This is a genomic window from Clostridium puniceum (assembly GCF_002006345.1).
Lineage (GTDB): Bacteria > Bacillota > Clostridia > Clostridiales > Clostridiaceae > Clostridium > Clostridium puniceum.
This window is the reverse complement of the sequence record NZ_LZZM01000110.1, coordinates 1-1,282: the sequence shown is the minus strand read 5'-3', so window position 1 is coordinate 1,282 and position 1,282 is coordinate 1. Positions and strand designations below refer to the sequence as shown.

Genomic DNA, 1,282 nt, shown 5'->3' with positions numbered 1-1,282 from the left:
GAAACATTTATGTATAGCTCCTTGCTGTCATTTTTGTGTACAAACTCAATTATAACAAGGATTTATCATAAATGTTTTTTATTTTATTCATTTGTAAAATTATTCAAGCATTTTTGCACTATTATAGTTTATACTATAATTAAGTAAATTATGTAAATTTATAATATTAGTTTTAGAAACAGGTAGGAGAGTAAAAATGAAAACTATAATGCAGGACATAGCTAAATTAGCGGGTGTATCTCCAGGGACAGTATCAAATGCGCTAAATGATAGAAAAGGAGTAGGGAAAGAAACTAAATCTAAAATTATTAAAATTGCAGAAGAATTAGGATATTTCCGTAATCATAAAAAAAATGAAGAGAAGGTAATGAGATTAATTCTTTTTAAGAAGCATGGATATGTAGTATCTGATACGCAATTTTTCTCCGCGTTGATAGAAGCCTGCGAGAATGAATGCAGGCAAAGTGGGTATGAATTATTAATATCTCAAGTAATTCATGGAGAACATGATAAAGAAAATGTTTTTAAAATAATCAATCAAGGTAAAATAGATGGAATATTGCTTTTAGCAACAGAGATGAGTGAAGAAGATTTTTCTTACTTTGAAAATCTAGATATTCCAATTGTTGTGTTAGATGGCTATTTTATGTTTAAGAGTTATGACTACATAGTAATCAATAATGTAAGCGGTTCTTATAGAGCAACTAAACATTTTATTGATAAGGGACATGAAAGAATAGGAATATTAGGAAGTTCTGTTGATATAAGTAATTTTGAGTATCGCTATAAAGGTTTTACAAAAGCTATTGAAGAAGCGGGACTGACCTTGAGGCAAGAGGATGAAATACGAATTGAACCAACTTTGGATGGTGCTTATAAAGATATGAAAAAGTATTTAGAGAAAAATCGTGGCAAACAACTTCCAACAGCTTTATTAGCATTTAATGATATCATTGCTTTAGGAGCTATGAAGGCTATGCAGGAGGAGGGAATTAGTATACCTAAAGATATATCAATAATTGGTTTTGATGATATACCATTTTCTGCATTAAGTAATCCGAATATGACTACTATAAAGGTTTATACTGAAGAAATGGGCAGCATAGCTGTAAAAAGACTTATAGATAAGATAAATAATGAAGAGAAAATGATTCCGTTAAAAATAGAAATTGATACAAAACTTATAGAAAGAAATAGTGTAGCTAAAATAGTTAAATAAAATATAAATATTAGATATATGTTATAATAATAATCTTACAATAAAATAATATTAGTATTAGCA

General features: G+C 28.2%; 1 protein-coding gene. It reads left to right on the top strand.

Translation table 11 applies throughout. The annotated features are described in order from the left end of the window. The first annotated feature begins 196 nt into the window (after positions 1-196). Entirely contained in the window at positions 197-1,219 is a 1,023-nt protein-coding gene (locus CLPUN_RS08545; protein WP_077846880.1) for a LacI family DNA-binding transcriptional regulator, read from the top strand. The last annotated feature ends 63 nt before the right edge of the window (positions 1,220-1,282 follow it).

Bases quoted from the DNA above. Each gene is read 5' to 3' on its own strand.
- CLPUN_RS08545 (WP_077846880.1), top strand. From the start codon at position 197: ATGAAAACTATAATGCAGGACATAGCTAAATTAGCGGGTGTATCTCCA.